Annotated in this window: 22 protein-coding genes; 15 read left to right on the top strand and 7 right to left on the bottom strand. The window is 60.8% G+C overall.

All coding sequences use genetic code 11. The annotated features are described in order from the left end of the window. Positions 1 to 12: 12 nt before the first annotated feature. On the bottom strand, positions 13 to 645 hold the full coding sequence (locus IP90_RS10290) for a CoA transferase subunit B (RefSeq protein WP_144899537.1): 633 nt from the start codon (positions 643 to 645) through the stop codon (positions 13 to 15). A gap of 27 nt (positions 646 to 672) precedes the next feature. Further along, positions 673 to 1404: a CoA transferase subunit A gene (locus tag IP90_RS10295; RefSeq protein WP_144899538.1), complete on the bottom strand. Its 732-nt coding sequence runs from the start codon at positions 1402 to 1404 to the stop codon at positions 673 to 675. Positions 1405 to 1512: 108 nt separating this feature from the next. On the opposite strand from IP90_RS10295, the gene IP90_RS10300 reads away from it, so the two are divergent. Next, entirely contained in the window at positions 1513 to 2445 is a 933-nt protein-coding gene (locus IP90_RS10300; RefSeq protein WP_144899539.1) for an ATP-grasp domain-containing protein, read from the top strand. A gap of 37 nt (positions 2446 to 2482) precedes the next feature. Here the strand turns inward: IP90_RS10300 and IP90_RS10305 are convergent, their stop codons facing one another. Then, positions 2483 to 3895: a mannose-1-phosphate guanylyltransferase/mannose-6-phosphate isomerase gene (locus tag IP90_RS10305; protein ID WP_144899540.1), complete on the bottom strand. Its 1413-nt coding sequence runs from the start codon at positions 3893 to 3895 to the stop codon at positions 2483 to 2485. Positions 3896 to 4068: 173 nt separating this feature from the next. On the opposite strand from IP90_RS10305, the gene IP90_RS10310 reads away from it, so the two are divergent. From IP90_RS10310 to IP90_RS10375, 14 genes are all read left to right on the top strand, one after another. Next, positions 4069 to 4815 carry an electron transfer flavoprotein subunit beta/FixA family protein gene (locus IP90_RS10310; protein ID WP_144899541.1) on the top strand — a complete coding sequence of 249 codons (747 nt, stop codon included), beginning with the start codon at positions 4069 to 4071 and terminating at the stop codon, positions 4813 to 4815. Then, positions 4815 to 5756 (top strand): electron transfer flavoprotein subunit alpha/FixB family protein, encoded by a 942-nt coding sequence (locus IP90_RS10315; protein ID WP_144899542.1) that lies wholly within the window; start codon positions 4815 to 4817, stop codon positions 5754 to 5756. Before IP90_RS10310 ends, IP90_RS10315 begins: the two co-directional genes overlap by 1 nt. 22 nt (positions 5757 to 5778) lie before the next feature. Continuing rightward, positions 5779 to 6897, top strand: a complete 1119-nt coding sequence (wecB, locus tag IP90_RS10320; RefSeq protein WP_199753447.1) for a non-hydrolyzing UDP-N-acetylglucosamine 2-epimerase — start codon at positions 5779 to 5781, stop codon at positions 6895 to 6897. A 347-nt stretch (positions 6898 to 7244) separates the two neighbouring features. Then, positions 7245 to 8081, top strand: coding sequence for an NAD-dependent epimerase/dehydratase family protein (locus tag IP90_RS10325; RefSeq protein ID WP_158635319.1), 837 nt, complete (start codon positions 7245 to 7247; stop codon positions 8079 to 8081). After that, positions 8078 to 9043: an ATP-grasp domain-containing protein gene (locus IP90_RS10330; RefSeq protein WP_144899544.1), complete on the top strand. Its 966-nt coding sequence runs from the start codon at positions 8078 to 8080 to the stop codon at positions 9041 to 9043. Before IP90_RS10325 ends, IP90_RS10330 begins: the two co-directional genes overlap by 4 nt. Next, a complete protein-coding gene (locus IP90_RS10335) occupies positions 9043 to 9687 on the top strand; it encodes an HAD family hydrolase (protein WP_158635320.1) in 645 nt (214 codons plus the stop codon). Before IP90_RS10330 ends, IP90_RS10335 begins: the two co-directional genes overlap by 1 nt. Beyond that, on the top strand, positions 9684 to 10331 hold the full coding sequence (locus IP90_RS10340) for a NeuD/PglB/VioB family sugar acetyltransferase (RefSeq protein ID WP_158635321.1): 648 nt from the start codon (positions 9684 to 9686) through the stop codon (positions 10329 to 10331). Before IP90_RS10335 ends, IP90_RS10340 begins: the two co-directional genes overlap by 4 nt. Then, a complete protein-coding gene (locus IP90_RS10345; protein WP_144899547.1) occupies positions 10328 to 11314 on the top strand; it encodes a glycosyltransferase family 2 protein in 987 nt (328 codons plus the stop codon). Before IP90_RS10340 ends, IP90_RS10345 begins: the two co-directional genes overlap by 4 nt. A 155-nt stretch (positions 11315 to 11469) precedes the next feature. Then, positions 11470 to 11844, top strand: coding sequence for an EamA family transporter (locus IP90_RS10350; protein WP_144899548.1), 375 nt, complete (start codon positions 11470 to 11472; stop codon positions 11842 to 11844). After that, positions 11841 to 12707 carry a class I SAM-dependent methyltransferase gene (locus IP90_RS10355; RefSeq protein WP_144899549.1) on the top strand — a complete coding sequence of 289 codons (867 nt, stop codon included), beginning with the start codon at positions 11841 to 11843 and terminating at the stop codon, positions 12705 to 12707. The genes IP90_RS10350 and IP90_RS10355 overlap by 4 nt, the downstream gene beginning before the upstream one ends. A 71-nt stretch (positions 12708 to 12778) precedes the next feature. Continuing rightward, complete coding sequence (rffA, locus tag IP90_RS10360) at positions 12779 to 13975, top strand: dTDP-4-amino-4,6-dideoxygalactose transaminase (RefSeq protein ID WP_199753449.1); 1197 nt, start codon at positions 12779 to 12781, stop codon at positions 13973 to 13975. A 264-nt stretch (positions 13976 to 14239) separates the two neighbouring features. Next, complete coding sequence (locus tag IP90_RS10365; RefSeq protein WP_199753450.1) at positions 14240 to 14848, top strand: class I SAM-dependent methyltransferase; 609 nt, start codon at positions 14240 to 14242, stop codon at positions 14846 to 14848. A gap of 150 nt (positions 14849 to 14998) precedes the next feature. Beyond that, a complete protein-coding gene (gene wecB, locus IP90_RS10370) occupies positions 14999 to 16126 on the top strand; it encodes a non-hydrolyzing UDP-N-acetylglucosamine 2-epimerase (RefSeq protein ID WP_144899550.1) in 1128 nt (375 codons plus the stop codon). Further along, a complete protein-coding gene (locus IP90_RS10375; protein WP_144899551.1) occupies positions 16123 to 17079 on the top strand; it encodes a glycosyltransferase family 2 protein in 957 nt (318 codons plus the stop codon). Before wecB (IP90_RS10370) ends, IP90_RS10375 begins: the two co-directional genes overlap by 4 nt. 233 nt (positions 17080 to 17312) lie before the next feature. Here the strand turns inward: IP90_RS10375 and IP90_RS10380 are convergent, their stop codons facing one another. The 4 genes from IP90_RS10380 to IP90_RS10395 form a co-directional block, all read right to left on the bottom strand. Further along, the gene (locus IP90_RS10380) at positions 17313 to 19169 is read right to left on the bottom strand and encodes an ArnT family glycosyltransferase (RefSeq protein ID WP_144899552.1); all 1857 of its coding nucleotides are present in this window, start codon (positions 19167 to 19169) and stop codon (positions 17313 to 17315) included. A 312-nt stretch (positions 19170 to 19481) separates the two neighbouring features. Further along, the gene (locus IP90_RS10385) at positions 19482 to 20759 is read right to left on the bottom strand and encodes a nucleotide sugar dehydrogenase (protein ID WP_144899553.1); all 1278 of its coding nucleotides are present in this window, start codon (positions 20757 to 20759) and stop codon (positions 19482 to 19484) included. A 24-nt stretch (positions 20760 to 20783) separates the two neighbouring features. After that, positions 20784 to 23702 (bottom strand): glycosyltransferase family A protein, encoded by a 2919-nt coding sequence (locus tag IP90_RS10390; protein ID WP_206751910.1) that lies wholly within the window; start codon positions 23700 to 23702, stop codon positions 20784 to 20786. Next, a complete protein-coding gene (locus IP90_RS10395; protein WP_144899555.1) occupies positions 23656 to 24930 on the bottom strand; it encodes an O-methyltransferase in 1275 nt (424 codons plus the stop codon). The genes IP90_RS10390 and IP90_RS10395 overlap by 47 nt, the downstream gene beginning before the upstream one ends. Between the last annotated feature and the right edge of the window lie 14 nt (positions 24931 to 24944).

The raw sequence follows: 24944 nt of genomic DNA on the forward strand, positions 1-24944 counted from the left end.
CGTAACCGGCTGTCAGTGGCTGGAGAAAGCTACGCCGGTCTTCTGTTGCAGTTCGCCCTTACCGACATCGGGTGCCAGTTCCACCAGCACCAGTCCGTCCGCGGTCACATCCATCACCGCCAGGTCGGTGATGATGCGGTTGACCACGCCCACGCCAGTCAACGGCAGCGTGCATTGCGGCAGGATCTTGTGCTCGCCGTTCTTGGCGGTGTGCTCCATCAGAACCACCACGCGCTTGACGCCGGCGACCAGGTCCATCGCGCCGCCCATGCCCTTGACCATCTTGCCCGGCACCATCCAGTTGGCGAGGTCGCCCTGATCGGTGACCTGCATCGCGCCGAGGATCGCCAGGTCGATGTGGCCACCGCGGATCATCGCGAACGAGTCGTGGCTGCCGAAATAGCTGGCCCCCTTGCGCGCGGTCACGGTCTGCTTGCCGGCGTTGATCAGGTCGGCATCGACCTCGTCCTCGGTCGGGAACGGGCCGATGCCGAGCAGGCCGTTCTCCGACTGCAGCCAGACATCGATGCCGTCGGGAATGTAGTTGGCCACCAGCGTCGGCAGACCGATGCCGAGATTGACGTAGGCGCCATCGGTGAGTTCCTGCGCGGCGCGCTGCGCCATTTGCTCGCGGGTCCAGGGCATTTTCTTTCCTCGGGAATTCAGCGGGAATCAGGCGGCGCGCACGGTGCGCTGTTCGATGCGTTTCTCGGGATCTGGATTGTGGACGATGCGGTCCACGTAGATGCCGGGAAGATGCACATGGCCGGGATCGATCGCGCCGGTATCGACGATTTCCTCCACCTCGGCGATGCAGACCTTGCCCGCCATGGCCACCGCCGGATTGAAGTTGCGCGCCGTCTTGCGGAACACCAGGTTGCCTGAGGTGTCGGCCTTCCAGGCCTTGACCAGTGATACGTCGGCCTTGAGCGCGGTCTCCATCACGTAATGATGGCCATCGAACTCGCGCGTTTCCTTGCCCTCGGCCACGATCGTGCCGTAACCGGTGCGGGTGAAGAACGCGGGAATGCCCGCGCCGCCGGCGCGCAGGCGCTCGGCCAACGTGCCCTGCGGATTGAATTCGAGTTGCAGTTCGCCCGACAGGAACTGGCGTTCGAACTCCTTGTTCTCGCCGACGTAGGACGAGATCATCTTGCTGATCTGCCGTGTCTCCAGCAGCAGGCCCAGGCCGAAACCATCGACGCCGGCGTTGTTGGAAATCACCGTGAGCCCTTTCGCGCCGCTGTCGCGCAACGCCTCGATCAGCGCCTCGGGAATGCCGCACAGCCCGAACCCACCGACGGCGAGCGTCTGGCCATCGGCGATCAGGCCTTGCAGTGCCTGGCGAGCGCTGGGATGCACTTTGTTCTGGGCGTTGCGCGATGCGGCAGTGGCCTCGGTCATGGTGCAGCTCCGGTACGGAATGCGGGCATTTTAGCGCGTGGATGCATGCCCGCGCCTTGCTCGCGGCGTAGGTTCGATCCGGATTGCGGTAGACGCTAGACTTCGGCCATGAATTCCATCGCACTGACCACGGCCATCGCCGCCACCGGCCTCGATTACGACATGCCCGCCCTGCGCGATGCCTGCGCCCGGATCGGCCTGCACGCGGAAGTGCTGGCCTGGGACGACCTCAGCGTGAGCTGGCAGCGCTTCGATGCCGTGCTGCTGCGCTCGCCCTGGGACTACACCGAGCGCCTTTCCGAATTCCTGCATTGGTGCGAGCGCGTGGATGCGGTGACGACGCTGCTCAACCCGTTGCCCGTGCTGCGCTGGAATACCGATAAGCACTATCTTGCCGAGCTTGCTGCAGCCGGCATCCCGACCGTGCCCAGTAGTTTCGTCGAGCCGGAAAGCGAACCGCTGCCGTCGCTGCAGGATTTCCTCGCCGGCCACCCTTCCGCCGCGGAATTCGTGGTCAAGCCTGCGGTTGGCGCCGGCTCGCGCGACACACAACGCTATGCGCGTGCGCAGGAATTTGCCGCGGCCAACCACATCGGGCGCCTGCTCGATGTCGGCCGCAGCGTACTGCTGCAACCCTATCTGCCTTCCGTGGACCAGGACGGAGAAACCGCACTGATGTTCTTCGACGGCGTCTTCAGCCATGCCATCCGCAAGGGCCCGTTGCTGCAACCCGACCAAGGCGCAACCGAAGCCCTGTTCGCCGCGGAAGAGATCATCCCGCGCACGCCTGGCGACGATGAAATGGCCTTGGCACACGATGTCCTTGCCACGCTGTCCAGGCTGCAGCGTCTCGACGCGCCGTTGTCCTACGCCCGCGTCGACCTGATCCGCGACACCGACGGCGCGCCGCGTCTGCTCGAACTGGAATTGTGCGAGCCGTCGCTGTTCTTCGAGCAGGCGCCGGGCAGCGCCGACAAGTTCACGGCGCTGCTGGCGCAACGCCTGGTCACGTCGCCACCCAGGCGCGCTTTCGCGTTGTAGAGCGCTTCTGCGCCCGGACGACAGACGAAATCGTGTCTCAGGAACGCCCGTACACATCCTCGAGCCGGACGATGTCGTCCTCGCCGAGATAGCTGCCGGATTGCACCTCGATCAGTTCGACCGGTTCGGTGCCGCGATTGCGTAGCCGATGCACGCTGCCGAGCGGGATGTAGGTGCTCTGGTTCTCGTGCAGATCGAACACCCTGTCGTCGCAGGTCACTTCCGCGGTGCCGGACACCACGATCCAGTGCTCGGCGCGATGTGCGTGCTTCTGCAAGCTGAGCGCGGCGCCCGGCTTCACCACGATGCGCTTGACCTGAAAACGCTCGCCCATGTCGATCGAGTCGTAGCTGCCCCAGGGGCGATACACCTTGCGATGGAACAGGTGCTCCTGCCGGCCCGCGGCCTTGAGCTTGTCGACGATCGCCTTGACGTCCTGCACCCGGTCCTTGCGTGCCACCAGCGTGGCGTCCGGCGTATCGACGATCACCAGGTCCTCGACCCCGATCGTGGCGATCATGCGTCGGTCCGATGCACGCACCAGGCTGCCGCGCGTGTCGACCGAAATCACGTCGCCCTCGTATCGGTTGCCGTCCTCGTCGCGCTCGGCCACCGTCCACAGCGACGACCACGAGCCGATGTCGCTCCAGCCGCAACTGACCGGTACCACCGCGGCGCGATCGGTCTTCTCCATGACCGCGTAGTCGATCGAATCGCTGGGACTGGCCGCGAAGGATTCCTTGTCGACGCGGATGAAATCCAGGTCCGACTCCGCCGCAGCATACGCGTCGCTGGTGGCAGCCAGCATCGCCGGTGCGTGCCGTAACAGTTCGTCCAGGTAGCGCTGTGCCCGGAACAGGAACATGCCCGAGTTCCAGGCATAGCTGCCCTCGGCGAGATAGCGCTCGGCCGTGGCCAGGTCGGGTTTTTCGACGAAGCGTTCGATCCGGTACCCGCCCTCGCCCAGGCCGTCGCCGCGCAGGATGTAGCCGTAGCCGGTTTCGGCGTAGTCCGGACGGATGCCGAACGCGACCAGCCAGTCCTGCTCGGCCAATACGGCGGCGCGCGCGACGGCATCTCGGAACGCGGCTTCATCCTCGATCAGGTGATCGGCCGGCAGGACCAACAGGGTGGCATTCGGATCGCTGGCGACCAGATGCCAGGCCGCCAACGCGATCGCCGGTGCAGTGTTGCGGGCCATGGGTTCCAGCAGGATGCCGCCGTTGGCGCTGCCAACGCCCTGCAATTGCTCGCCGACCATGAAGCGATGGTCCTCGCTGCACACGGTGACCGGCGGCCGTACATCCGGCAGCGCGCCGACACGGCGAACCGTTTCCTGGAACAGCGACAGATCGCCCATCAACGACAGGAACTGCTTGGGCAGGTTCTGCCGGGACAACGGCCACAGGCGCGAACCGCTGCCGCCACTGAGGATTACGGGATGGAGCATGCATCACATCCATGGCGCGGGTGGCCAGAATACCAGCCCCCTGCACCGTCCCTGACCGACAGCTACCACCACCGCTCAGGTAACGCTGCCTAGCTCAAACAAGTAAAATGCGGGTTTCCGTACCTCGGCGACCGGCTTCAGGCCGCGCCAGCCCAACAGGAATCCCTCGCACGATGAAGATCCTCGTCGGCTACAAACGCGTGGTGGACTTCAATGTCCGCATCCAGGTCAAGCCGGACGGCTCCGGCGTGGTCACCGACGGCGTCAAGCTGTCGGCCAACCCGTTCGACGAGATCGCGCTGGAAGAAGCCTTGCGCCTGCGCGACAAGGGCATCGCCACGGAAGTGGTGGTCGCCACCATCGCCCCGGCCGATGCCCAGGCGCACCTGCGCAACGGCCTGGCGATGGGCGCCAACCGCGCCATCCACGTGGTGTCCGACCAGCCTATCCAGCCGCTGACCGCCGCCCGCACGCTGCTCAAATTGATCGAGAAGGAACAGCCGGACCTGGTCATCCTGGGCAAGCAGGCCATCGACGACGACGCCAACCAGACCGGCCAGATGCTGGCCACGCTGTGGGGCCGCCCGCAGGCGACCTTCGCTTCCAAGCTCGACATTGCCGACGGCAAGGCCACGGTAACGCGCGAAGTCGACGCCGGCCTGGAAACGCTGGAAGTCGACCTGCCCGCCGTCGTCACCACCGACCTGCGCCTGAACGAGCCGCGCTTCATCAAGCTGCCGGACATCATGAAGGCCAAGAGCAAGCCGCTGGAGACGCTCGCATTCGCCGACCTGGGCGTGGACACCGGCGACACCCTCAAGACCACCCACTACGCCGCGCCGGGCAAGCGCAGCAAGGGCGTGATGGTCAAGGACGCCGCCGAACTAGTCGCCGCACTCAAGCAGAAGGGGCTCCTGTGATGAGCAAGGTTCTGATCATCGCCGAACACCTGGATGGCAAGCTCAACGCTGCCATCGCCAAGTGCGTCTCCGCCGCGCAGGCGCTGAAGCCCGAATCCATCGACATCCTCGTGCTGTCTGCCGATCCGGCTGACGTTGCGAGCGAAGCCGCGCAGATCGCCGGCGTGGACAAGGTGCTTACCGTGGCCAATGCGGCCAACACGCACGCCATCGCACAGGTGCTGGCCCCGCAGGTGGCCAAGGTCGCAGCCGGCTACAGCCACGTGTTCGGCCCGAGCACCACCTTCGGCAAAGACCTGATGCCGTGCGTCGCCGCCCTGCTCGGCGTAGCGCAGGTGTCCGACGTGATGGCGATCGAAGGCAGCCACACCTTCAAGCGACCGATCTATGCGGGCAACGCCATCATCACCGTCGAAGCGCCCTCGGATCACACAGTGGTAGCCACCGTTCGCACGGCGTCGTGGCCGGAAGCGGCGAAGGGCGGCAGTGCTGCCGTCGAAGCAGTTTCCGTGGACGCCACGCTGCCGACACACACGCGCTACGTGGGCCTCGCCGCCGGCAAGTCCGACCGTCCCGACCTGCAGAGCGCCAAACGCGTCGTCTCCGGCGGTCGCGGTATCGGCTCCGCCGAGAACTTCAAGATCGTCTACGACCTCGCCGACAAACTCGGCGCCGCTGTCGGCGCCTCGCGCGCGGCGGTCGACGCCGGCTACGTGCCCAACGAACTGCAGGTCGGCCAGACCGGCAAGATCATCGCCCCGGAGCTGTACATCGCCGTCGGCATCAGCGGCGCGATCCAGCATCTGACCGGCATCAAGGATGCCGGCACGATCGTCGCGATCAACAAGGATGCGGATGCACCGATTTTCGAGATTGCGGATATCGGGCTGGTGGGGGATTTGTTCAAGCTCCTGCCCGAGCTTGAAGCGGCGCTGGGCTGATCGTGCCCTTGGCTTGCCACCGATGAAGAAGGTGATGGTGGTCTTCGGCACGCGTCCCGAGGCCATCAAGATGGCCCCAGTCATTCGCGCCCTGAAGGATAGGCCCGGCATCGAGACATGCGTGGCCGTGACCGCGCAGCATAGAGAAATGCTGGACCAGGTACTGGAACTGTTCGGGATAACACCGGACGTGGACCTAGATGTGATGCGGCCGGGCCAGGGTCTCGACTCGCTGCTCGCCTCGGTAGTGACGGGCATCGGGCGCGCGATCGCCACCCTGGCTCCTGACTTGATAATGGTGCACGGCGATACTACCACCACGCTGGCCGCCGCCTTGGCGGCCTTCCATGCAAGAGTTCCGATCGGACATGTCGAGGCCGGCCTGCGAACCGGAAACATGCAAGCCCCCTGGCCCGAAGAGGCGAACAGACGCCTGGTCGCTCCTTTGGCGAACCTGCATTTCGCAGCAACGCAGCAAGCCAAAGACAATCTCCTGCGCGAGGGGATCAGTCCCGATGCCGTGGCGGTAACCGGCAACACCATAATCGACGCGCTGCTGTGGGCGACAGGCAAGCTGAAAACAGACGCTGCGGCAAGGAATGGCTGCGCTGCCCGCTTTCCCTTCCTCGACCCGACGAAACGGCTGCTGTTGGTCACCGGGCATCGCCGGGAGAATTTCGGCAGCGGCTTCGAAGGAATCTGCCAGGCACTGCAGGAGATCGCTGGTCGCGGTGACCTCCAGATCGTCTACCCAGTGCACATGAATCCGCACGTGAGGGAACCCGTGGAGCGCATTCTCGGCCGCACACCGGGCGTCTATCTGATCGAGCCGCAGGAATATCTCCCCTTTGCATGGCTGATGCAACAATCCCACCTCATTCTCACCGACTCGGGCGGCATACAGGAGGAAGCGCCTGCCCTGGGCAAACCGGTGCTGGTCATGCGTGAGGTCACCGAACGCCCCGAAGCGATACGGGCCGGCGCCGCGCGGCTGGTGGGCACCGACGCGGACGGGATCGTGGCCTCGATAGCCCAACTGCTGGAGGACGAATCGATCTATCGGCAAATGTCCACCGCGCTGAATCCGTATGGCGACGGACGCGCAGCCGAACGGATTGCCCGAATCGCGGAGCTCCACTGAACCATCCGCGCCGGTCGACGCGGCACCTGAAATCTTTTCTCTCAAGGCCGAGCAGCATCGACGAAGCCGGGATGGCACCCGCAACCTGCGATCTCGGTTTCACCTGAATGTCCGGCAGTCCGCCCTTAGCCGTCATCTCTTTCCGGCGTTCCTCGAATGGGAGAGCGTAGAAGTAGATGCTTCCAACGCGGTGCCCAGTGAAACGATTCATAACCGAGGAATTGAGTGATGACAATGCGTTGTCCGTGCCTACCGCAGCCTCGAGCTGCCGCTCGAGCAGACAGACGAAGGCTTGGCGTCGGGCGCTTCTGGTATTCTTGCCAGACTTCGCTGCTGAAGTACAGTTGATGCGTACGACTATCCTGATCACTGGCGCCAATGGCTTCCTTGCCGGCGCGGTAGCGAACGCAATCCCGCGCGATTGGCGCCTTGTTGGTTTGGTGCGCGAAAGCAGCATCCCTTCCGTAGCGAACCGCAGGTACGATGGGTACTTCGAATCTGTCGATGCCCTGTTCGATGCGGAGTCGCAAGTCGCCGTCGTGCTGCACCTGGCAGCCAGGATACCGCGATCCATGAATCACCCGGATCCGCATCTGGCGCTGGTGAATGTAAGCCTGCCGGCGCAGTTGCTCGCGCGATACCCATGGGCTCGGCACGTAATGGCCTCAAGCACATCTGTGTATGGCCGACCGACCATGCTGCCCATTTCAATCGATACGCCAGCGGCGCCGTGCACGCCTTACGGCTGGTCAAAGCTCTCCGCAGAATGCCTGGTTCGCACTGCGAGTGACTATGCGATCCTGCGACTGTCGTCGATCATCGGCTGCGGCATGCGGTCTGGCAGTTTCATCCCCACGATGGTCGCGGCGGCTCGCGACGGGCGCATGCGCCTGCTCGGCGATGGTTCGCGGACCCAGGACTACATCGACGTCCGCGACGCGGCAGCGATGTGTGTCCACGCCGCACTGGCCACGAAAGACAACTTCGTCGCGCTGGCGGTGTCAGGACGTGCGCCGACCAATCTCCAGGTCGCGGAAGAATTGGCGCGGCTGACTGGCGCTGGCATCGAATTCAGCGGTGAAGATGCCAGCCCCTCTTTCGCCTATACCCTGGATAGGTCTCCGGCATTGCAATCCAGCCGGATTTCCTTACATGACACTCTAATCGAGATGCTCTCCCAGTGAAGAAAATCCTTGTCACCGGAATCGGCGGCGGTGTTGGCCAGGGAATCCTGCGCAACCTGCACCAAGAAGCGTTCGATGTGGCCATCATTGGGACCAATACCACTCCCGTCAGCGCTGGCAACCACCTTTGCAACGTCGTCCATGTAGTTCCCTTTTCCTACGAACCCGCATACGCGCAGACGATTGAGGAGATTGTCGTACGTGAACAGGTGGACCTGATAATTCCGAGCACCGACTACGAAACCTATTATCTGAAGGTTGCCGGGGATAGGATCCCCGCAATGATAGCCGCTTCGCCCGCTGAAACCACGGCAATGTGCCTGGACAAGTACATCACCGCCCAGCAGCTGCACGCTCACGGTCTGCCATTCGCCCGCTCCTTTCTCCCTTCGGCCTATGCGGGCGAGTTTCACCGCACGGTGGTCAAACCGCGCGAGGGGCGGGGATCCCGCAATATTCACGTGGATCCCGTCGATCCCGGCGCGTTCGGAGACGACTATGTCGTGCAGGAGTACCTGGACGGCGATGAACTGACGACGTGTTTTTACGTCCGGCGCGACGGTACGTTCCACGGCATGATCACTTTCGTGCGCGAACTCGATCAAGGCAACACTGCGCGTTGCGAGGTGGTGGATTGCCATGACCGCGAGCTTGGCGAGATTATTCAGACCCTGATATCGAAGTTCCCCTTCCGCGGCTCCTGCAATTTGCAGACGCGTGTCACGGCGCAAGGTGTTGTTCCGTTCGAGATAAATTGCCGCATTTCCGGGACCAACTCGATCCGTTCCCGATTCGGATTCCGTGACGTGGCTTATACCGTGCAAGAATATTTGTTTGACCAGAAACCGGACACACCGCGCAACGTGGGTGGCTGCGCCATCCGCATGATGGTGGATATCATTTACCCCGAAATCGGTTTGGACCAGGTTTCAAACCGTTTCGACAAATTCTGGATCTCTTAGTGAGCTCTATCAAGGCGATATTCTTCGATGTCGCGCACACACTGCTGGAGAAGCCGACGGTAATGCCCGCGATGCATGCCGTGCTTGAAAAGCACGGGGTGACCGTACCCCTCCACGAGTTGCGTGCCAGACACGCCATCTTAATGGAAGCAGTCGAATTCCCGGATCGTACGGACCACGTGTTCTATCGCAGGTTCAACGCAGCAGTGGTACGCGCGCTGGGCGCGATGCCAACTTCCGAACTGCTGGATGATCTTTTCGCAGCGACCACCTATCAGCCTTGGACTCCCTACCCGGACGTAGCCGCTCTCGAGAGGATTGGTCTGCCGAGGGGAATCCTGTCCAACTGGGACGAAAGTCTTGAGGAGAAGATCAGTGGGGCCCTGCCTTTCGACTTCCAATGGATATTGGGATCGGCTGCGCAACGCTTCCGCAAGCCCGACCCCGCGTTCTTCCACCTGATCCTGGAGGCCACGGGGCTTCAGGCAAACGAGATCGCCTATGTGGGCGATTCCATGAAGCTGGACATCGAACCAGCAACCAGGCTCGGATTCCAGTCAATCCTGATTGATCGCGAATCGTTGTTTCCCTATTCCCCATTGCCGCGAATCGGTTCGCTGGCAGAACTGGAGTCCATGCTGTGAAGCGCTTGGCCATCGTCGGTGCGGGGGATTTGGGACTGCAACTTGCGAACCTCGCCCGGATATCCGGCGGCTATACACTGGCGGGTTTCTTCGATGATACGCGGTCTCCGGGAGACGTCGTGGCGGACAGTGAAGTTCTCGGTCATCTGGTCGACATCGAACCGGCCTTCGCACTGGGACAGTACGATTGCCTGGTTGTCGCGGTGGGCTACAAACATCTCGCATTGCGCCAGAAAATCCATGACAGGCACGTGGATTCGATTCCTTTCGCGACACTCGTGCATCCCTCTGCCATCATTGACCCGAGTTGCCACATCGAGGAAGGTACCGTCATCTATCCCGGCTGCGTTCTGGACATGGGCGTTTCCATTGGAGCCAACTCGCTGCTCAATGTTGGCTGCGTCGTCGCGCATCACAGCGAAATCGGTTCTGGATGTTTCCTGTCACCCGCAGTCAGCATCGCAGGATTTGTGCGTGTAGAGTCCGGATGCGTCCTTGGCATCGGCACCGTGGTTATCGATAACCTCAGGATCGCAAGCGGATCCCGCACCGGCGCTGGAGCGGTCGTGACACGGCACTTGGAGGTACCCGGCCTCTATCTGGGCGTTCCTGCCCGCCTTGCAAAAGAAGCGATGCCGTCATGAGCAACCTGCTCTCATTGGTAGTCCCGGTCTATTACGAAGCCGAATGCATCGACCAGTTCATTGCTGAGACCCGGGTAGTGCTGGCAAGTCTTCCGATTCGCCATGAGTTCGTGTTCGTTGACGATGGAAGCGACGACGACACGGTAGGAAAGATCCGCGGCCATGCGGAGACGGACCAGAGGATCAAGCTGGTGGAACTCTCCTACAACCAAGGAAAGCAGGCGGCCGTCACGGCGGGCATCTCTTATGCCCGCGGCGATTATATTCTGTACATGGACCCGGACCTGCAGGATCCACCCGAGGAGATCCCGAGATTTCTGGCCGAGATTGAAAAAGGCTACGACCTAGTCTTTGGAATCCGTCGACAAAAGCGCGACAGCCTGCTGAACCGCGTTTATTCACGGCTATTCTGGGGTACGTTGAACCGCTTTACAGGCCTACAGGTGCCCACTGGACTTGCGGTAATGCGCATCTTCAATCGCGCCTTCGCCGATCGATTTCTCGAGTATCGCGAGCAGAATCGATTCATCGAAGGAATATTCATGCACATTGGCATGAAACGCAGCGTCATCGAGATCGAACAGCGCGAGCGTTTTGCCGGCGTCTCGAAGTTCAACTTCCGCCGCAAGATGAGTCTGGCATTCGACGCCATCCTCGATTTTTCCGAACTGCCTTTGCGCATGTCGATGCGTTTCGGGCTGGGGCTATCATTCGGCAGTCTGGTTGCTATCGTCGTGATCTTGGTGATGAAGATGATGCACCTGGACTTCAGGGCTGGATGGCCCTCTCTGATCAGCGCACTGATGTTCGGTTTCGGAATGCAGCTCTTCTTCATCGGCATCGCTGCGGTTTACATTGGGCGCATTTACCGCGAAACAAAGAGTAGGCCGCTGTACTCCATACGAGAGGTCACCAACCTCGACGGACCCGGGAAGCAATCCTCGGGTAGTGCTACAGAAAGGCGCCCGTCAGCGATGGTGTGATCAGGTATCTCTCCTTAGCAGTGCCTAAAGTGAAACGGTGCGGCCGAGACCGATGGCTGAATCTGGGTGATATCATTGAGTGCCGTATTCGGGCGCTCTGGGTTGGATGTCCATCCGCCGTAAGGCCAATTCCTGCGCCCACCCAGAGAGGCTCGATGAACGCCGCCTACGCATACGCAATGGTTTTGCTCACGGTCACCCTGACCGTGTATGGACAATTCGTGATCAAGTGGCAGGCACTGCGTGCGGGCCCGCTTCCGCTGGAGACGCGCGACCAAGCCATTTTTCTTCTCAAGCTGTTGTTGAACCCTTGGGTACTCAGTGCACTGCTTGCCGCCTTCCTTGCTTCCATCGCTTGGATGCTAGCCATGACCAAGCTCGACATCAGCCGTGCGTTTCCGCTCACAGCGCTGACTTTCATTTGCGTTGTCGTCGGAGGTGCGATCTTTTTCAAAGAGCCTTTGACGCTCATGAAAATCGTGGGCGTCGCCCTGCTCGCGCTTGGCATTCTGGCCACTAGCCAAGGATGAAACGCTGCCTGAATTGCGGGACCGGCTATAGCGCCTCGACCGCGGAATGCCCATCGTGCGGCTATGCCCCGTCCCAGTTCGGGGGATTCCCCGCTTATGCGCCTGCCCTAGCCTTGGAATCGCCTGGTTTTCGCCGCGAGCACTTCTCGCAACTCGCCGAGCACGAAGCCAACAATTTCTGGTTCCGGGCCAGAAACGTACTGATCGTGGATGCGCTCAAGCGCTATTTTCCCGGCATGCGGTCGCTGCTGGAAATAGGATGCGGCACCGGCTACGTGCTCGAAGGCATCGCGAAGACGTTTCCGTATGTCGCCCTTACCGGCACCGAGATTTACGTGGACGGCCTGAATTTCGCCAGGGAGCGCGCGCCGGACGCCGAGTTGCTGCAGATGGATGCACGGCACATTCCCTTCGACCAGGAATTCGATGTCATCGGCGCGTTCGATGTCGTCGAGCACATCGAAGAGGACGAGAAGGTACTGGCCGAGATGTTCAGGGCGGTCCGTCCGGGCGGTGGCGTCGTACTGACCGTGCCTCAACACCCGTTCCTGTGGAGCATCCAAGACGAGATCGCGTGCCATGTGCGCCGCTACGTTCGGACGGAACTGGAAACCAAACTGCGTCGCGCGGGATTCACTATCGTCATGACCACTTCATTCGTCAGCCTGCTGTTGCCGCTCATGGCGATCTCCAGACGCAGCAAGAAGACCCCACCGGTGGACTTCGACCCGGCGGCAGAACTCAAGCTTCCGCCCCTGCTGAATGCAATCCTGTATGTGGTGCTCCGCGTGGAAACGACCCTGATCCGGGCCGGCCTGCGGTTTCCTGTCGGGGGGACGCGCCTGGTCGTCGCCAGGAAATAGCTCGAGCCCACGCCCGGGGGCCGGATTACAATAAAGTAGCGCACTTCATCCTGGGCTTTACGGACCTACCAATGAGCGAACTTCAACAGGTTGTCTCCTCGCTCGAGTCAGCTAGCGTCACTACACCACAGGTGACCATTCCCTTCAACAAGCCATTCATGACTGGCCACGAGGTCGAGTACATACTTCGCGCGCGCGCGAATGGGCATCTCTCCGGAGACGGCCCTTTCACCAAGGCTTGTCACCGCAGTCTCGAGAAGATGACGGGCAGCCCGAAAGCCCTGTTGACGCACTCCTGCACGGCGGCGCTGGAGATGGCGGCGCTATTGTTGAACCTGCAGCCAGGCGACGAAGTCATCATGCCGTCGTTCACCTTCGTTTCGACTGCCAACGCGTTCGTCTTGCGCGGCGCCACACCCGTGTTCGTGGACATCCGCCCGGACACGCTGAACGTTGATGAGAACCTGATCGAAGCAGCCATCTCGCCACGCACGAAGGCGATTTGCGTGGTCCACTACGCAGGCGTGTCCTGCGAGATGGATGCGATCCTGGCCGTGGGGGCCCGCCACGGCATCGCGGTCATCGAAGACGCGGCGCAAGGCATCATGGCCGCTTACAAATCCCGGCCGTTGGGTGGGATCGGTGAAATGGGCGCGCTCAGCTTCCACGAAACCAAGAACGTCATCGCCGGCGAGGGCGGCGCGCTGCTGGTCAACTCGCCCGCGTTGCTGGAACGGGCCGAGGTGATTCGCGAGAAAGGAACCAACCGCAGCAAGTTCTTCCGTGGCCAGGTCGACAAGTACACCTGGGTCGACTTGGGATCTTCGTTCCTGCCCAGCGAGCTGATCGCAGCATTCTTGGCGGCACAGCTGGAAGATGCCCAAGCCATCACCTCCCGTCGGCTGGACATCTGGTCCAAGTATCACCAGTGGGCCGAACCCCTGGAAAAAGCAGGACTGCTCCGGCGCCCGGTGGTGCCCGGGCACTGCACGCACAACGCCCATATGTACTATGTGCTGCTGCCCGATCTGGAGCAGCGCACCGCCTTCCTGGCGGAAATGCGAAAGGCCGGTATCGGAGCGGTGTTCCATTACATACCGCTGCATTCCTCGCCGGCGGGCCGGAGATTGGGCAAGTCGTCCGGAGAACTGGACGTGACCGCATCGACCAGCGACCGCCTGGTGCGTCTGCCGCTATGGCTTGGGGTCGAAGAGCACTTGCCGTACGTCTTCGACGTCGCCGAAAAAGCGCTCCGTGATCTGGGCTGATCTTGTGAATGAACTCCCACAAAGAGTCGTCGCAAGTCTCGCCTGGCAAAGCGGAGTCGGCGTTTTCGGTTTGGCATTTGTGCTCTGACCCAGGGCCGCACGGCGCGATGCTGATGGTCATCGTCATGTTCGGCTCCGCTTTGTGGTGGATAGCGCTGGGCCAACGACTGCCGCGAAACGAAGTGGTCGACCACACTCGGCCGACAACGCATAGAAGTGTTTATCCAAGGTTGATCGCATGCCAGCCAAAAACGGAGCAGCGCAGTGACTGATAATGCGGAAGTGACGGCGGGCGACAAGGCTGCCAAATACTGGGAAGCCCGGAAAGATTTGGTCTACTATCAGGTAGTGCGGATCATCGTGGCGGGAATGTCTTGCGATACGCGCACGATGCTCGATGTCGGCTCCGGGAACTGCCCCTATCTCGAGTGGTTTCCGCAGGTGCCGGAACGGACATCCTTGGACATGCGCAGTCCCTACATGAGCGATAGCGTCCAAGGCGTCAAAGCGAATTTTCTAGCGTGGACACCGAAGGAGCGATTCGGACTGGTGTCGTGCTTGCAGGTATTGGAACACGTACCGGATGCCACGGCCTTCGCCCAGAAATTGCTCGATGTCAGCGACGCGCTGGTCATCTCAGTGCCATATCGTTGGCCGTTCGGCAAAACCAAGAGCCACGTACAAGATCCCGTCGATGAAGAAAAGCTATTCGCCTGGTTCAAGCGAGAACCCAATTACCAATATCTCTGCCAGGAAATAAGCGCGGACGTCAAACGTCTGGTACAGGTGTACGACCGGTTTCCGGAAAAATGGAACAGCCTCAGCCAGCGGGACGCCTTGTTACGGCGTTTCCGCGCAAACGGTCAGCAATGATGCAAGCCAGTCGCTTCGACCGAAAACCCGGATCCATGCGCAGTACGGTGGGCTCGGACCTGTCGGCGTTATTTGACGATGCGTCGGGCTGTAGAGCACCTGCCCTGGTTGAAGTGATGCGCTCCTGTGTCTGAGAAAGCATTCCCCTCTATGCCCGCCGCCCAAGAGAGTCGATCCCGCTCCTGTCGCATAGACCTGATAGCCGGCACCCGGCCCAACCTCGTGAAACTCGGTCCACTATCGGCTTGCCTGTCCTCGCAACCTTGGTGCGATCCGAACGTGGTCTTTCTCGAGCAACATACCGCTGGCGCGCTAAGCAGCGAGGTGATGGCCGATCTTGGAATCGACTCGGACCATGTTCATCGCATCCCCCTCAAGGGGCGGGGCAACGGCGAGCGCCTCGGGGAGATGATTGCGCGATACGGCGAGTACTCATCGCTCAGGAATCCTGACCTTGTCATCGTCTTTGGGGACGTCGATGCAACACTGGCGGCTTCCATCGCAGCAAAGCGCAACGGTCTCCTGGTCGCGCATGTGGAAGCCGGACTCCGCAGCTTCGACCACGGCATGCCGGAAGAGCTGAATCGCCTGATGGTCGATGCCATCTCGGACATGTTCTTCACCACGACTGCAGAGGCGTCGAAAACGCTGCTCTCGGAGGGGCGGAACACAAAGCGCGTACACCTGGTCGGGAACCTGATGATCGATTCCCTGCATCGGGGACTGGACCTCTCGACAGGGCGCAGGCGCGCATCCGAACTTGGATTGACGCCCGGGGAGTTCATTGTCGCTACGTTCCACCGCCCGTCGAACGTAGATGATCGCGAGTCGCTGAGCGAGGTTCTGAACCTGTTGGAGCAGGTTGCGCGGCGGCTTCCCGTGCTGCTGCCGCTGCATCCCCGCACAGCCGCTTCGCTGGAGCGCCATGGGCTTCGCGAGCGCATCGACGCAATCCCTGGCCTCCACCTCACCCCACCCATCCGGTACCGTGATTTCATATCCCTGATCGCCATCGCGCGATTGGCGATCACCGATTCTGGTGGAATCCAGGAGGAAACCACTTTCCTCGGCGTTCCCTGCCTCACTTTCCGCGAAAATACGGAACGACCCGAAACCATCACGCAAGGCACCAATCGATTGGTCGACATCACCAGTGCCGGCAGGCACGTGGACAGCGTCCTTGAAAGCCAGCCTCCTGCCCGGCCCGACATTCCACTGTGGGACGGCCAGTGCGCTCCGCGCATTGCCGAAGTGCTGAAGGCGTGGTGGACGCAATGAGCGACGGCCCACCCGGCCGCCCCAAGAGAATGCTCGGGTCGATGCTCGGCAGGCTTTTCGGTGGCCGGGCGGCGGCCAACATCGGGTCCGGGTCGTATGACGATACCTATTCTCGGCGCATGGATGAGCCCTTGCAGGCGGCTGCTACCGCACTGACCGAGACTCCCCTGGTCAGCGTCGTCATGACATGTCACGACACCGCGCGCTACCTGGACGGCGCGGTCGGATCCATCCTTCGGCAAAGCTGGAATCGACTGGAGCTTGTTGTAGTCGACGATGCAAGCCAGGACGACTCGGTAGAGCGCCTGCACGAACTCGGTGCGGCCGATGGCAGGCTGCGTGTCATCCAGCTGACTTCGAATGTAGGCACGTACCGTGCCAAGAACATCGGCATCCGTAGCGCGCGAGGCGAGGTCGTGACGTTCATGGACAGCGACGATATCAGCCATCCTGAACGCATCGAGCAACAGCTTGACCTGCTTCGCGAGCCAGGGGTGGTGGCAACCACCTGCAACTACACCAGGCTTACCAGTAGCGGTGAAGTCGTGATGAACCGTGGGCGGCGCGAGCGACGGGCGCTGATCAGCCTGATGATCAAGCAGAAAGTGATCGGCGATATCGGCTGGTTCGACTCTGTGAGGACCTCTGCGGACGATGAATTCCTCGAGCGGATCCGGCAGGTGTACGGAGACCATGCCCTTGCGAACGTGGACAGCGCCCTGTACTTCGCGCTGAACCGGGAGAACTCGCTGAGCACATCAGCCGGGGCTGTTGTCGATATCTCGGTCGACGAACATGTGCAGGGGTCGCCGCTCTCTGCCATGCGGCAAGCCTACGTTTCGTCTTACCGTGACTGGCATGCCCGCCTCAAGTCGGAGGGTATGCGTCCCTACATGCCGCATACCCTCACCGACGGGAGGCCTTTCCCGGCCGATCCCCGCCTGACCGTTTAGCGCTGCAGCGGCGGCCACGCTCTAGTCGATCGCGGATGTCATTAACGTCCAACCCCGATCGGTCTTGTGGTCCATCGCGCCTCAACCACGCTCAGTACACAACAATATCGGCAACGACGAGTTCTTCAGAAGGCACGATCAACCTACGGCGATGGAACACTTCAATAAGCTGACGCGCTATCGCAATGGTGCGTCCACCCCACCCGGCATCGACGGAAAGAATGCCGCCGTACTCAATCCACGGTCTGGCGTAAGTAAACCGAAGCGCTTCCCTCGGCCCGACGGAACGGCGGGCTTGCCTGCTTGTCCCGAATCAGCACATTGATGGGGGGCTCGCCACGGATCTGAACCTTCACGCGGATGCCGTTGCTATCGCGCAAACCTCTCCGCATGGAATATCCCAGAGATTCGAACACCGCAGCAACCGCCTTGTCGGTCTGGTCAATGTCGGCACCAAGTATCTCCAGGTAGACCTGACGTTCATCTTGTCGATCGCCGCGGACAACCCGGTCGTAACGCAGGAAGACGCCGAGCTTTTTGGCGAGCGCCGTCTTCACGTCATCGATGACGTAGGCGGGCGGACGGATGTTCAGGGGAGCCAGGCTCCACAATTCGTAGGTTCCCCTTCGGTACGATGCGAGCCTCTGCATTCGCGACTCATACAGATATCTACGTAACGGGTAGGACGCACGGCCATCCTCTCCGACCTCGATCAGGACATGGTCATGGCCCTCCTTTCTCAGCCTCTTGGCCAATGCCTCTGCTTCGGCAGCGGTATCAGGCGGGCTTCCGGCATGCTGCAGCCGCCTACCCGTCGCGGAAGTGGGCATGTCGGCAAGCCGAAAACCGGATGAGCTTCCGACATAGGCGACCTGATCGGTCTCTGCAGCTCGAATGGCTTCCATAAAGGATGAGTATGTTCCTCTGCGCCTCTCCAGGCTCCCGGAGATTCGATCGACTTCGTGCGCAAACGAGTACGCAGACAGAATCACGATCATCGCGCCGAAGACGGGCTTCAGGAAACGGGTTTTCCATCTTACGCGGCCCAGCACTTCGAAAATCAGGCAAACGAGCGCAAGCGAGGCGACAGGCGCGAATGTTGCTGCTACGCGCTCGAACTTCCAGGACTGCGTCGACAGCACGCACAGCGCCAGCAGCGAGTAGACCATCAGTCTGATGGCTATCGCGCCCGTGCCATCCATACGCTCGCCACGACCGTCATGAAGCGAGGCGCGCCGATCGCCCAACCATGACGCCACGAGGCAACCGATGGCGGCCAACAACGCGATAATCAGCACCTGGAATCGCGTTGCGAATAGTTCGAAGTAGTAATTGTAAGGTTGAAAATATCTGGAATAGGTGCCATCCGATGTCTTGTCCAGGCCGGCCAGCCATGAACCCGCATAAGACACATCATTTTCGGAGAAAAGCCCGTAGCAAGCCTCGATCATCAACCAGATCGCTAGAGAGATCAGAGCCCACGAAAGACCGATCTGAAGCAGTTCTCTTGAGGAGATCCGTTTGTCCAACCGGGCCTGGACCAAGTCGAATCCGATAAAACAGAAGAACGGAATGAAATAAGCGACGCCAGTGGGGTGGGACAGCAACATCGCCCATAGCAAGAGCGACAGGCCCAACCGTCCACTCCAGCCAAACCCCTCCACCCGGCGTGGCGTGTATAGATAAAGCGCGAGTATTGCCAGCGTTGCAGGCAGCATGTGCGGCATCGCACTGATACCGCTCGCGTATACCCAGCCAAGCCAGCAATACGCACTCAAGGCTGCTAAGCCAGCGGAATAGCCGTAGTAGCGCTTCGCGAAGAGATATGTGAACCAGGCTCCGACGATCGAGACCAGCAACATGATGAAACTCAATGCCAGTGGGTGGTCTCCAAGGAAGGACACTCCCATGTAGTCGAGCAGGTAAAACATTGGCCGAGCCGCATAGTTGAAGATGACCGGCTTTTGCGCCTGGCTGACATTGATGATCTCGTCATGAAACAACACGGGGCGTTCGAAGAACCCGACAAGTAGCGTAAGCATGATCAACGCCGGGAGCAGGTTCTTGATGTAGCGCAGCGAGTTCTTCATGGAGCCTCAATCACGTGAGAAAACTCTGGGAATCTGCACCAACTAGGCTCGAGAGCCTGTCGGAGCTTTCTCTATCAGCCGGGAGAGCAGACAGCCAACACCGGCTTGCTTCTGAACTTGCTAAGTAGAACGATGAAGTTCCAGCAGGATCTTTGAAAATGGGACTGGCCGCTGGGTTTCCGATCAGCGTTTCGGCGCAGGGCCGGTACAATCCTCTTTCTGACTGTCGCTACTGCACACGGATACCGGAAGAACGATAACGGCGACATGGACGATCTTGCGCATGAACGGATCCAGAACCGGCATGACTGATCAAAGGCGGAAGACTCGCTCGGCACGGCGCAATGCGCCCTTCACATCGAAGACGATGCCCCCGGGCTTTAGGAGCTTCTCCAGGCTGACCGTCTTGTTGCTCCCTACGTACTGCTCGTGCGCTACGGCGACAACGATCGCATCGTATGCGCCCTGCTCGGGCTCGTGAATCAACTCGAGCCCATACTCGTGTCGTACCTCATTCGCATCGACCCAGGGGTCATGGATCTCGATGATGGCGTTGATCGTTGACAGATTGGCAATCACGTCGACAACCTTCGTGTTGCGGATATCCGGACAGTTCTCCTTGAACGCAAGCCCCATAACGAGGATCCGGGCGCCGACGATATTGATCTTGGCCTCGGCCATCAGACGCATGATGCGGTTGGCCACGTGCGGCCCCATTTCGTCGTTGATCCGTCGCGCCGCCAGGATCAGCTCCGGGTTGTAGCCGAGCATTGCTGCCTTGTGGGCCAAATAGTAGGGATCGACGCCGATGCAATGCCCTCCTACCAAGCCCGGCGAGAAGGGCATGAAGTTCCACTTCGTCCTGGCTGCAGCAAGCACCTCGTGTGTATCGATGCCTATGCGATGAAAGATGAGCGAAAGCTCGTTCATCAACGCAATGTTGACATCGCGCTGCGTGTTCTCGATGACCTTGGCGGCTTCGGCGACGCGAATCGAGCTCGCCAGATGCGTGCCCGCGGCAATGATCGTGGCATATAAAGCATCTACGAAAGCTGCAGCCTCGGGCGTGGATCCTGAAGTTACTTTGACGATCGATGTGAGGTGGTGCTTCTTGTCTCCGGGATTTATGCGCTCCGGGCTATAGCCGCAGTAAAAATCCTCGTTGAACCTCAATCCGGATGCGTATTCGAGTTCCGGCACGCACACTTCTTCAGTTACGCCGGGATATACCGTGGACTCGTAGACCACTACGTCGCCGCGCTTCAATATCGATCCGATGGCACGGCTCGCCTTGAGCAACGGATCGAAATCGGGACGGCGCGCAGCATCAACCGGTGTCGGCACTGTGATGATGATGACGTTGCAATCGGCCAGATCCTGGAGATCGGCGGTGTAGCTCAGCCGCGCCTGTGCCAATTGCGCCGGCTCGACTTCCAGCGTCCGATCCACGCCTCGCCGGAGCTCTTCCACGCGCGCGGCATTGATGTCGTAACCCACGACCGGAAAATGCTTACCGAACTCAACCGCCAGCGGGAGACCTACATAGCCCAACCCGATCACGGCAATACGAACGTCACCGTTAGAAATCATTGCATCACCATGGAATTGTAAAAATTAGAGCCGGAACAACGCGCTGACGAAGGCATCCGGCGCGTGCGACTGTGCAAGATATTGCCTGCCGCGCTCTACCTGCGCCTCGAAGGCCGCCGGCTTCGAATAGAGCGCTTGGATCGCGTCCGCGAGCTGGACATTATCGCAGTAGACGGCGGCATTTTCGTATAGTTGCGCGTAAGGTGTTGGAAGCACTACCACAGCGCCGCTGGCCATGGCTTCCAGCACGTCCCTCGAACGGCGAGGTGGGGCGTCATCGTGGCGGTCGAAGCGGACGTAGAAGTCGCACCCGGCCAGGAAAGCTTCCCGACCAACGATGCCTGCATCGAAAAAAGTCCAGTTTTCCGGGGCGCCGCGCGCCTTCGATGGGCGTAAATCCTCCGCCAGCACCCTCACCTGAAACGAACCGCAGCCAGCATAAGTGGCGAACAATTCTTCGGGGGTATCCGGATACGCGTCCGAAGCGCTATCCAGGATCACGCCCAGCACTGGGATGCCTTGCAGCGGACGTCGTGGCGCTTGCCATTCGGGCACGTCGATGATTTCCGGCAAATCCGCTGTGGCAAAAAAAACTGGCGCCAGACCTGCGCGGAGTTCGTCTTGCGCTTGCATCCCGCAGGTCGTGCAACCGACCCGCACGCCAAAGATCTTTTGAGCGTGCCTCAGGCATTCGGAGGGTTCATACCACATCCTTCCCAGCCGGTCGCGTGGCGGATCGCCAGCAACCACCAACACCCGGCCGACATCGAACGCGCTGCGTTCATGAGATGCGAATTGCAACACCGCGAAATCCCTGACCACCAGCGTGTCGATCGCGGTTGGATCCGTCAACAGCACTTCGTCGACCAAGCCGGTGGCGATAGCTTCTTCTATCGGCTCCCAATAAAACTCCATCTCGATGCGCTGCATGTGCCGGAAAGATTCCATGTGCAATACGGCCACCTTGTGTCCTGCGCGCTTGGTGGCGCGCACTTCGTCGAACAACGCACGCACGGCGTCGGTGCCATGGCGCAAATCCGCTGCGAACACGATATCGTAGGCTGCGCGCGCCTGCGCGTTAGCGCCTATCGGGTCGATCATGAATCTTCTTGGACTCGGGAAGGGCCGCACCACAACATCCGCAGGCATCCGCAAAGGCGTATCGCGCGCCTGCGAACTGCGATGCCAGTGCTCGTATCCGCGCCTATACGCAGCGCGCGACGGGTGGCGCCACCCTAACTTGAATTCCTCCCTGGAGAGGGAACCGCTGGTGAGGCGGATCATCGACAGATTCTCTTCGACGATGACATGGGAAGAGGCGCCGAAGGTTCTACGCATGCGCAGTGCGAACTCGGTATCGGCGCCCTTCCGAACGCTGTCGAAGTAGCCAATGCGTTCGCGCACGGGTGCCAAGCGGAACATCATAGAGGAGGCGTTCTCGCGCTGAGCGATGACGCCCGGCAGGTTGAATACCAGTTTGGCATTGGCCCGCAGCGCACGACTGGTGGTCGACATCAGTTCAGAGTTCTGCAGCAGAGGCGCGATCTGCCGCTCGAGCCGACGCGGATGGCTCCAGTCGTCCGAGTCCAGGAATGTCATGAATTCGCCGCGCGCTTCGCGCATGGCCGCATTCCTGATGAGGTAGGTTCCGCCGTTCGAAGACTGCCGGAGTACCTTGATGCGCGGATCGAGCACGGCAATACGCTCGAGCACCTCGCCGTACTCGCTGGGCGATGCATCGTCGATCACCAGCAACTCCCACGACTGCCAGGATTGTGCGATGACCGAGCGGATCGCGGCGAAGATCTCCTCGCCGGGGCGCCAGGAAGACATGGCAATCGATATTAGTGGCCCGGATTTTACAAGTTGAGCCGGCGGGCAATGCAGCATGTCGAAAGGGGCCGCGCCCAGGTCCGCGTTCAGCGCCAGCGGTTCCAATCCGCTCGACGCGAAATTCTGGTTCAACAGGTCCAGCCACCTGTCCGGATCGGCGAAGGGACTGGAGGTGAATGGATTGCGCAAATCAGCCAGCATGAAAGGCAGATCGTACTTCGAGCAACGTACCTTGCGTGTGATCTCCTCGGCCAGCGCATAGTCGCCCATGTCGTAGGCAAGTGCCTGGAAGACGCGGGCATGCGTGTGCGGCGAACTGACGATCGCAGGGCCGTGCTTGGCGTAAATCGCCGCATACAGGGTCAGTGCATTCAACCTGTCGTCCGCCTGCAAGGCTTGCAAGCCCATGATCCGCGCCAACCGCTGCGCCCATTCGGGATCCAATGCCGCGATGGCGCTTCTTGCCTGCGAGGAATTCTTTTTGTCTCTAATCCTGCGCAACAGGCGCTCGATCTGCGCGCAATCGTAGAGGCCGCCCGAGGCACGCCACGCCAGCAAGTCGCGACCGGTCGTGGACGCGTTGCGCAGAATGGTGTTATCGAGCCAACGATGATCGGGCTTTTCCTCGCCCAATTCGAGATATACCGGCAAGTAACCGGACGCCGAATAAAGCGGCTTCGCGTAGCTGGAACCCGGGAATGACGAGGTTTCTTGCCGCCAAGGTCGCGCGGCTTGGGTTGCACGCCTGGCCGGTGAGTACAGCATCTCCACCCGCAAGCGCTGGATGTTTTCGGCCGTTGCGACGTTCTGCTTTTCAGCATGGGCCACGATGCGGTCCGTGGCCACTCGCGAACGTCGCGCGGCGAACAGCGCCAGCGCACCCACCACGAACAGCATGAAAAGCGCGACCACCGCCACCGCGACCCAACGCGCCGATGAAGCAAATACCAGCCCGGCACCGGCCAGCAGACAAAGCGCCAACAAACCAGCGCTTTCGCTGCGCGCCCAAAATTTCCGGGTGGCCCATATGCGCGTCAGCATGCCGAAACCTGTTTTTCCGTAGTCATCTCGTACGCCTATAGTCCAGTCTGGAAAGCCGGCCGGCGGCATGGGCAGTTTCGACCAGATCGGGGCATTCCGTCGTCCACCTGTTGATGATCTCGCGCTCGTCCGGTCGCTCGGCATCATCCAGGATGACGATTGCCGAATCGGACAGCTTGCCTCGCAGGATGGGGAATGCCGGGTATCTGGCCATTCCCGCGGTTGCCGCCGGCGGCCCATCGACGACAAGCAGGTCGATGCCCAATAATCCTTCCACGGCCGCTGACGAATACCACAGGCAATCATCGTCCATGAGGCGATATTGCTCGAGCGGTGCCTCGCGCAGGTCGACCCAGTCCTCCAAGCCGTTCGCGCGCAGGGATGAACGGGTAACCGCGCAGTACTCGGCGGAATTTTCGAGCGAAACCAAACGGCCATGGCCATTCTTGGCCAATGCGCGAGCGATCCATACGGTCGAGGTGCCCGAGCCGCACTCCACGATCAGGTCCGGCCGGCACTCGAGTACCATCCTTGTCAGGAAAAGCATGGAGACCGGCTCCATCGCCCATCCTTTTGCCGCTCCGCCCAACAACGGCGTCGGATGCCGGATATCGAACAATGCGTGCAACTGCATCAAGGATTCTATTTCCTGCATGGTTTCGAACTGCAACCTACCAAAGCCCCGATAGGCGATTTCCTTCAGCCTTTTTTCGCTCGCCAAGAAAGTTTCGACCTTCTTTTTCCCGGACTGGATTTCCTGCACCGCCGTCTTTCCCAGCGTTGCCGAGGCCCTGATATCCGTGTGGGAGCGCGCTTGGGCTTGAAGCAAGACTTGCTGTGACTCCGCATGGACCTGAAGCAAGACTTGCTGGGACTCCGCCTGGGCCTGAAGCAAAGCTTGCTCGGTCGCAGCAAGTTGCACGGTCAGATCCCTGAACGATCTCAAGACCAAGGCCTGATTGTCGGAGGCCAATTGTATTGCGGCGCGGGAATTGCTAATGCCATCAACGGCTAAGACCTGATTCTCCTTCAGTTGCTGGTCCAACACCTGATGTTGGCTGCGCAGGCCCTCCATTTCGGCGCCGAGTCGACCGACGAGCACCAGGTTTTCGCTCGCCTGCCTTTGCGCGGATTCGGCATGGACAAGCAGCCGCCGCACATGCCGATACTGCGTGTAGCCGAGCAAAGCGATGAGCCCCAGCAGCGCGGCGATGCCGAACCACACGTACATGCCGATCCCGAGAACAAAGCCTGCCGCCAATGATCCGATGCCGATCGTAGCCAGCAGCGCTGCCAATGTTAAGCGGGGCG

Origin of the sequence: Luteimonas cucumeris (assembly GCF_007830035.1) — a bacterium.
In the GTDB taxonomy this organism is placed as follows: domain Bacteria; phylum Pseudomonadota; class Gammaproteobacteria; order Xanthomonadales; family Xanthomonadaceae; genus Luteimonas_C; species Luteimonas_C cucumeris.